This window comes from Shewanella sp. ZOR0012 (assembly GCF_000798835.1).
In the GTDB taxonomy this organism is placed as follows: Bacteria; Pseudomonadota; Gammaproteobacteria; order Enterobacterales; family Shewanellaceae; genus Shewanella; species Shewanella xiamenensis.
The window spans coordinates 1,579,415-1,587,781 of sequence record NZ_JTLE01000094.1 but is presented as its reverse complement, the minus strand read 5'-3'; the positions used below and the strand labels follow the sequence as shown (position 1 = coordinate 1,587,781).

The 8,367-nt window shown below is 43.5% G+C and carries 9 protein-coding genes; 3 read left to right on the top strand and 6 right to left on the bottom strand.

Going from position 1 to position 8,367, the window contains the following annotated elements:
• Positions 1-297: 297 nt before the first annotated feature.
• Positions 298-522, top strand: coding sequence for a hypothetical protein (locus L976_RS08655; protein ID WP_011073826.1), 225 nt, complete (start codon positions 298-300; stop codon positions 520-522).
• A 477-nt stretch (positions 523-999) separates the two neighbouring features.
• On the opposite strand, the gene L976_RS08650 is transcribed toward L976_RS08655, so the two are convergent.
• Genes L976_RS08650 through L976_RS08640 form a run of 3 tightly spaced genes read right to left on the bottom strand, consistent with a single transcriptional unit; the run spans position 1,000 to position 3,352 of the window.
• Complete coding sequence (locus tag L976_RS08650) at positions 1,000-1,935, bottom strand: SPFH domain-containing protein (protein ID WP_047536074.1); 936 nt, start codon at positions 1,933-1,935, stop codon at positions 1,000-1,002.
• On the bottom strand, positions 1,935-2,870 hold the full coding sequence (locus L976_RS08645) for an SPFH domain-containing protein (protein ID WP_047536073.1): 936 nt from the start codon (positions 2,868-2,870) through the stop codon (positions 1,935-1,937). Before L976_RS08645 ends, L976_RS08650 begins: the two co-directional genes overlap by 1 nt.
• A gap of 17 nt (positions 2,871-2,887) precedes the next feature.
• A complete protein-coding gene (locus L976_RS08640) occupies positions 2,888-3,352 on the bottom strand; it encodes an NfeD family protein (RefSeq protein ID WP_047536072.1) in 465 nt (154 codons plus the stop codon).
• Positions 3,353-3,839: 487 nt separating this feature from the next.
• On the opposite strand from L976_RS08640, the gene L976_RS08635 reads away from it, so the two are divergent.
• Complete coding sequence (locus L976_RS08635; protein ID WP_011073830.1) at positions 3,840-4,592, top strand: outer membrane protein OmpK; 753 nt, start codon at positions 3,840-3,842, stop codon at positions 4,590-4,592.
• 106 nt (positions 4,593-4,698) lie between these two features.
• Here L976_RS08635 and udp read toward each other — a convergent pair whose 3' ends face one another.
• Positions 4,699-5,457 (bottom strand): uridine phosphorylase, encoded by a 759-nt coding sequence (udp, locus tag L976_RS08630; RefSeq protein ID WP_011790869.1) that lies wholly within the window; start codon positions 5,455-5,457, stop codon positions 4,699-4,701.
• A 413-nt stretch (positions 5,458-5,870) separates the two neighbouring features.
• Between udp and L976_RS08625 the strand changes: the two genes are divergently transcribed.
• Positions 5,871-6,083 carry a YdcH family protein gene (locus L976_RS08625; protein ID WP_011073832.1) on the top strand — a complete coding sequence of 71 codons (213 nt, stop codon included), beginning with the start codon at positions 5,871-5,873 and terminating at the stop codon, positions 6,081-6,083.
• Between the two features lie 60 nt (positions 6,084-6,143).
• Here L976_RS08625 and L976_RS08620 read toward each other — a convergent pair whose 3' ends face one another.
• Both L976_RS08620 and L976_RS08615 read right to left on the bottom strand, forming a co-directional pair.
• Positions 6,144-7,319 (bottom strand): type III PLP-dependent enzyme, encoded by a 1,176-nt coding sequence (locus tag L976_RS08620; protein ID WP_047536065.1) that lies wholly within the window; start codon positions 7,317-7,319, stop codon positions 6,144-6,146.
• A gap of 405 nt (positions 7,320-7,724) precedes the next feature.
• Positions 7,725-8,207: a hypothetical protein gene (locus L976_RS08615; protein WP_047536062.1), complete on the bottom strand. Its 483-nt coding sequence runs from the start codon at positions 8,205-8,207 to the stop codon at positions 7,725-7,727.
• Positions 8,208-8,367: the final 160 nt, after the last annotated feature.

Here is an 8,367-nt window from a genome sequence, read left to right as displayed (position 1 = left end):
CACCTATCTAAAGTAGGCTACTAATCGCGGCGAATGAATCATCATTCGCCGCGATTTTTTATCTTTTTTCATTTAAACATCGCAAAAATCGCCCCTCAGCATCCAGATTTCAAACACTGCCAACATTAAATCTTCATTTTATGAAAATGATAACTATCTATTTTTAAATAAAAAAATTATTCATTAAGAAAGGTTAATATTGCGTTTAATTGACCTAGATCAAACTTAGGCGTATCCCTTAAATAACAGCAATACCTGTTGTTGACTCATCAAAAACCAACCCTAGGGTGACGTATTATGAATGCATTAATAGAGATTGAAGCTTCTGAATTCAGCCAACTTTTCAAAAGCGGCGATGCCTTAAGTATCAGAATGTTTATGGAGCATGTGCACATGCCTTTAGATGTACAAGATAAGATATACCATGAGATATCAGCGCTCGCGGAACTCGAACAAGACACAATTGCGCGCCTCATAGAAACCCATTCCCATTCTTTGATTTCAGAACGTTTAGCCTATTAAGTCAGCTTGATGCGCCATGATTTAAGCATCTGTATTGCCGCTGAAGCGTTATCTATCATCACGCCAGCACTTGCCTTAAACAGCTTTCTCCTTGTAAGTAACCATGCTAAACCGTAAAAAAATAAGGCCAAATATCAATATTTGGCCTTAGGTTTATCAACTGGTGATGCGATGAGACTCACTCGCTTTACTAGGGCGTGTTGACGTTTCAGGGTTATTTTTGCAGCAATTTGGCTGGCTTTTAAGCAAGGCAAAGTCCGTGCAGTGTAGTTATTCTACATAAACGGACGATAACGCGGCAGAAAAGCCATCCAAATGCTGCCCGAAGGGTTCGTCTGGCAAGCCCTTGCTCTTACTTTCTGTCATAAGAGCCGCTCGTCATTTGAGTAGAATAACGACACATCATTCCTCGTTTCGCGAGCACGAACTTTCCAGAACGAACAAAATTTAATCTCGAAACGTCAACACGCCCTAATTTCAGCGTTCTTCTTTTAAGCCGATGCTATTCATCCAGTAGTCGAAATCAACCATATTACCGGGCAACACAATACGGCTAGACTTTTGGCTTAAACCATCAAGTTGTTTAAAGTATTGCTCACCAAGCTGCATACGCAATGCATTATGGCCACCGGGCGCGGCAATCACGGTAGCTAAACGCTCAATAGACTCCGCCGTTGCTCGCGATAGCGTTAAGATCTCCTCCGCTTTACCTTCAGCCTCGTTGATTCGGCGCTGCATCTCCCCCTCAGAGCGGTTCACGGTTTCCGCTTTAATCCCTTCAGAGCGATTTATCTTACTCTGCTTATCACCTTCACTCTTTGCCAGTAATGCACGGCGTTCACGCTCGGCATTCACTTGCATTTCCATGGCGTTTTTCACTGTCTCTGGCGGGGTAATGTTTTTAATCTCATAGCGGTGCACGCGGATCCCCCACATGGCACCCGCTTGATCGAGCACCTCAACCACTTTAGCTGAAATCACATCCCTCTCTTCGAAGGTACGGTCGAGATCTAAGGTACCGATCACTGAACGCGTTGTGGTCTGCGCAAGTTGAATCGCCGCATAGCGGTAGTCAGTGATGCCATAACTTGCCTTCACAGGATCGGTAACTGAGATATAAATTACCCCATCGACTTCCACATTCACTTCGTCACTTGAGAAGCATTCCTGTGGTGGAACATCAATCGTTTCTTCTTTTAAGTCATGGATATAAGCCACTTTATCGACAAAGGGGATCAGTGTATGGAACCCTGCATCCAAGGTTGAGTGATACTTACCTAAACGCTCAACGATATAGGCCGATTTTGTCGGCACTAAACGAATCGATTGGAACAACTTAACGACGAAGATGGCAAAAATCAGCCCCCAAATAACCATAACTGCGACATCGGTATTCAATGGTAAATTGTCCATTAACGTGCTCCTTTGCTCATTGCATTATGGCCACTCACGGTTTGAGTGACTTGCTCCATTCCTTCGAAGAAACCTTCGAGTTTTGCCATTTCCGCGGGGACAACTGACACTTGAGAATCGTTGAGGATCTTACCGAGCTGAGCAATAAACTGTTCTTTTAACAGCATGTTCATCGCGTCATTACCACCATTCACCGCTAACGCTTGGGAAATCATCGCCATCCCTTCAGACTTCGCCTTAGCAATAATGGCGATCTCTTGCCCCGTACCTTTAGCTTCGTTAATGCGCTTCTGCTTTTGACCTTCGGAAATGTTAATCGCCTCTTGGCGCTCGCCCTCTGACATATTGATCATCGCGGCTTTTTCGGCATTAGCTAAGGTGATTTCGGCGCGCTTACGGCGCTCGGCTTCCATTTGTTTTTCAAGAGTGTGGATCACATGACGTGATGGCGTGATATTGCGGATCTCATAACGTAATACTTTGATCCCCCAAGGCTCAGAAGCCTTATCAATCTCACGCACTATGGATTCATTTAAGCGGTCACGCTCAGAAAAGGTTTCGCTCAATGTGAGTTTACCGATTTCAGAACGCATAGTGGTCTGCGCCAGATTTACAGCCGCTTTACGATAATTTTCAATACCGTAGCTCGCTAATTTGCCATCCATCACCTTGAGATACACTAAACCATCCACTTCAAGCTGAGTGTTGTCCTTAGAGATACAGCTTTGCGGCGGCACGTCGAGCACTTGCTCACGGGTATCGTGGCGGTAGGAGACACGGTCAAAAAAAGGAATTAAGAAATGAAATCCCGGTTGTAATACTGTACGAAATTTCCCTAATCGCTCAATAACGTGAACTTCACGCATTGGCACTATCAGCATCAACTTATAGAGAATAAATAAGACAAATAAAATGACTAAGGTAAATACAAACATAGACTCATCCTTTAGTTTTAAGACGCTGCCTGATTCACAGGCTCAACCACAAGGGCAATGTTTTCACGGCAGATAATCCTGACCTCAGTGCCCACCGCAATGATACTACCATCCCCCAGTGCGGGCCATTCGCTCCCTTGGAACTCAACTCTTCCTGTCGTTTGTCCTGGACCTATGGTTTGCTTAACGCGGGCGATTTTATTGTAGATATCAAGTTCTTCATCAGTGTTATCCACATGGGAATCACCACCGACAAGTTTTTGTGTCACTTGCCGAAAGACAAGCAATAAGACAATGGCAGAAATGAACCACAGTGTCAGGCTCTGCACCAGCCCTTCCACAAGTCCAATGCCTAAGGCACCAGCCACCACTAAACAGGCCGCACCGAGAAGTACAACAATACCGCCTGGCACCACGAGCTCGGCTAGCATCAAGACAATCCCGATAATAGACCAGACTAAAATCAGATTCGAAAACTCCATATTCCCCCCCTGAAATGAGAGCATCCAGTACCGCACTATAACAGCAGAACAATAGACATGCGACATAATATGTCAATTGTTATACGCTGATTATAAAACAACGGCAAGAGTAATCACCAAAGCTTGCTAAGAGTCTGGGTAGCGTGATGGTAAAAAGTGGGCCTTTTATGTTCTAAAATTAAGCATAATCAATTCAAAAAGTTAGCAAAAAACATCAGAGACAAAGCATGCATTTAAAAATAATCATACAAAATCAATAAATTAAATACATGCAAAACCACAATATGATTATGTGATTTTCACAACAACATTCGATAAAAAACTTTGAATAATTGTAAATTTTTGCATATATTGCCCGCACTTTTTACCTCGCTCTCTGTCGGAGCCGATTCAAGCCACTAATCCTGAGTCGCTTTGCCGTACTGATTACCGAGCAGGAACTGAGTACAACCTTATTTAGCCTCTACCCCTACAACAGGAAATAACAATGAAAAAGACATGCCTATGTCTAGCATTAATGCTTTCACCTCAAGCATTTGCTGGTGACTTAGTACAGTGGTGGGATTTCAGTGCAACTGCCCTTTATGGCGAAGACTACGACTTGGCTCCATCGGACAAACAAGCCACAGTCACACTCGAAACCGCTGGTGCATGGAAATACGGTGATTGGTTTGCTTTCCAAGATTTTATTTATTTCAAAGGCGACCACACAGGCATGGATAGCACCACCTACGGCGAAATTTCACCGCGCTTTAGTGCCAGCAAAATCCTTGGCGAGAAGATTGCCTTCGGCCCCATTACCGATCTTTCATTAGCACTCACCTATGAAGAAGGTGAAGGTCCTGTGCATAGCTTACTCTATGGCTTAGGTGTCGATGTCGCGGTTCCTTATTTTACCTATCTGAACTTCAACACTTATCGCCGTAATGGAATGAGTTCAGGCAATATCAGTGATGGCTGGCAGTTTACCCCTGTCTTTAGAATCGATATTCCAGTGGGTTCAGCCAATATTATCCTCGATGGTTTTATCGATTGGGTATTTGCCAGCGACAATGACGGCTATGAAGAAAACTTCCACTTCAACCCTCAGCTAAAATACGATTTAGGTAAGAGCCTATTTGGTGATCATAAGGCTAATAAGCTGCTGGTAGGTATTGAGTACGATTTATGGACCAATAAGTATGGCGTAAAAGGTGTCGACCAAGACACATACTCCGTGATTGCCCAGTATCACTTTTAAGTAAAGACTTACACGTAAAAATTTGAAATATAATGAAAAAGGTGCCAAAGGCACCTTTTTTATTATCGAGCCACTCGCTTTGCAGGGGAGTGATATCAAAGCTAAATTAGGCGAGTAATTTCTTAGCCGCCGCAACCACGATAGAAACCGCACTAACTTCGGTTTTCTTCATTGTCGCTTCATCAGGAATCTCTTGTTGTGTACGGTTCACAATCACACCCGCCACACAGGCAGCACGCCAACCTTGAGTCGCACACATAGTAAATAGTGTCGCTGATTCCATTTCATAGTTCAGCACACCCATTTCTTGCCACTCTTTCATGGAGCCAGCAAAACGGCGAGTCACACGCCCAGTGACAGTGTCATAACGCTCTTGACCGGGGTAAAAAGTATCAGAAGAAGCTGTCACACCGATGTGAGGCTCAACGCCCGCATCACGGCACGCTGCAACCATAGCAGTGGTACATTCGAAGTTTGCTACTGCAGGGAACTCCATTGGCGCAAAGTGTAAGCTCGCGCCATCTAAACGCACTGATGCTTGAGTCACAATCACATCACCCACATTCACATGGGGTTGAATCGCACCTGTTGTACCAACACGTAGGAAGGTATTTACGCCCAATTGCGCTAACTCTTCGACAGCAATCGATGTTGATGGGCCACCAATACCGGTGGAACAAATTACCACTGGCTTACCGTCAGCATAAGCTAAATAGCTTGTGTACTCGCGGTGGCTTGCAAGGAATGTTGCATTATCCATTAACTCGGCAATGCGTTTAACACGCTCTGGATCGCCAGGCACAATCGCCAACGTGGCACCATCGAGCATCGCTTTGGTCAAACCTAAATGAAATACATCAGCCATCGTGAAAACCCCTTTCATTTTTGATAGTAAAATTCTTATATAATCGACTTTAACCTAGTATCGAAGCGGTGAAGGTTAACTTGATCACAGAATTATCGGCAAGAAGAATTGTTCATCCGTAATGGAATTACCAAACCTATTACAGCTTGATCACAAAGATAGCAAATCTGTGATGCTTCTGTCGGCTTGTATCAATTTTGAGGAATAAAGTGTGAGTCAGATCTGACTCTGTCGCCACTGCCAACAACACAAAATATATATGCCATTGATTTATTTAAATTTTTAAGAAATCACGCTTTAGTATTAATCTGCAGAAGGACAAATGTTGATCTAGATCACGTTTCATAGTCGTGCTCAGGGTTAGGGTTAAGACGAGACCAAAGCACAGTAGAAAGACGACAAGGAGAACGCCAATGTTTCCAGAATATCGAGATCTGATTAGCACGTTAAAGACTCAAGATGCTCATTTTCAACGTAAATTCAACGAGCACAATCAATTAGATGAGGAAATCAAACAACTGGAAAAACGAGTTGGCAGTGATTTCAATCCAGCAGTAAAAGAACTTAAGAGCAAAAAGCTCCATTTAAAAGAAGAGATCTATCAAATTCTCAAATCCCATAGCTAAGTTTTTGTCACGGGAAAAACTAAGGGCGCCTAAGCGCCCTTTTTGTTGCCATTAAGCCAATTACAGATAGTAATCTTTCAGTGGCGGAAAACCATTAAAACACACTGCCGAGTAGGTCGTGGTATACGCGCCGGCGGTTAACCAGTACATGCGATCACCAATGGCTAAGTTATTGGGTAAACCATAACTATAGTGCTCATACATGATATCGGCGCTATCACAAGTAGGGCCTGCGATAACACATTTCTCCAACTCACCTTGTTTATGGGTGTAGATAGGGAATTTAATCGCCTCATCCATCGTTTCGATTAACCCAGAGAATTTACCCACATCGGTAAACACCCAACGCTCTAATGCGGTGTAAGATTTTTTACTGATTAGCACCACTTCAGACACCAACACTCCAGCGTTAGAGATTAGCGAACGGCCCGGCTCAAGAATAATTTGTGGCAAGTCATCACCAAAATCTTCCTTCAGGAAGTGAGTGATTTGCTCAGCATACACACCCAATTGATTGGTTTTATCAATATAGTTAGCAGGGAAGCCGCCACCCATGTTGATCATCTTCAGGACGATATTATGCTCATCACGTAAACGGTCGAAGATGCTCTTCACTTTACCTATCGCAGAGTCCCACGCACCGATATCACGCTGCTGTGAACCGACATGGAACGAAATTCCATAAGGTTCTAAGCCTAATTCATTCGCCAACACTAATAACTCGTAGGCCATCTCGTTTTGGCAACCAAATTTGCGCGATAACGGCCAATCAGCAGTGTCTGTACCTTCAGTCAAAATACGCACATAGATACGAGAACCCGGTGCTTCCTCTGCGATCATACGTAAGTCAGCTTCAGAATCCGATGCATACATACGCACGCCACGTTCATAAAAAGCCCGCACATCTTGGCGCTTTTTAATGGTATTGCCATAGCTCACTCGGTCAGCTGTAACCCCGACATTCATGACCATATCTAGCTCATAAATCGAGGCAATATCAAAGTTTGACCCTTTGTCTTTGAGTAACGTGAGGATCTCAGCCGCTGGGTTTGCCTTAACTGCATAATAAACATCGGCATAAGGAAAACTATTAACCATGTCATCGTATTGTTTCGCAATGATACTGGTATCAATCACTACGAACGGAGTCGCTTTATCCTTGGCAAACTCTTCGATACGCTTGAAGGTTTGAGCATCATAATAATCAGCAACATCAATAGATTGAAATTGGCTCATTGGGCCAGAGTCTCCTTTGGGTCAGATGGTAAAAAGTCGCTATGTGTCGTAAAAACGTGCGCAGTAAACGATATTTTTTTAGTTAACGCAACGAATTTTTATGCTTAATAACTAACTTTTTATTCCACCAATTGTTAAGTTCGAATAAGCTGAAAAAAACTATTTTTAAAACAGATAATTATGCATAAGAGTCCCACAAAGGATCTTGACGTTTATTAAGGCCCAACAATGAATTGTTAAAGAGGGTAATCCAGCCTTATGCAGGGATAGATTATCGGGCAAGAGCGATAGGATGAGTCTTAAAAGATAGCGAGGGGGAAATCATCATCTGCACAGTATGCAGGAATAAGTCGGAGAATAAGCAAGGGGGAAACTCCCCCTCAAATCGGATTTACTGCAGCGATATTACTGCTGTGACTGATTTAATTTAGCTAGGGCTTGGCCTAGGGCTTCACTGGAGTCGAAGTAGGCAATATCCTGAATATTCATATTATTCAATAAAATCATAGTTGCCATATCTTTAGAATCCGGCAGCAAACGGCTCACTTCCCCTTCCCTGTCTAACCCAATCGCAAAAGGTAATTCTTGCATTTGCGGCACGGCAACAAACTTAGCAATCAGCGACGGCATACCGCTGATATCAGCCACATAAACTAATTGCGCAGGAAACTTATCACCCGCTAAAGGAGTGAGAGTTTCTTTGATGATATCACCGCCTTTCATACTGCGGCTAAAGAGCACCACTTTGGTTTGGTCGGTAACACTGACCGCCTTGTCATTTTGATCTTGCAATGAAATAGGATTTATCGCGTCACCCGCCACATAACTTGCAGCCAACGCCATCATGGGAGTGAAAAGGAAGGACAGGCACAACAACAGCTTTCTCATAAACACTTAGCTCCATTTTAAATACGGGCAATAGCATACCTGAGTCTCGTAACCAGCTCATTTAATCCGAGCCATTACATGATACGCTTCACAATGCATTGCGAATACGTCTTTAATAGCAGCACTTGTTTATGACGGGTATTGGACTTAGCGGGTCTAT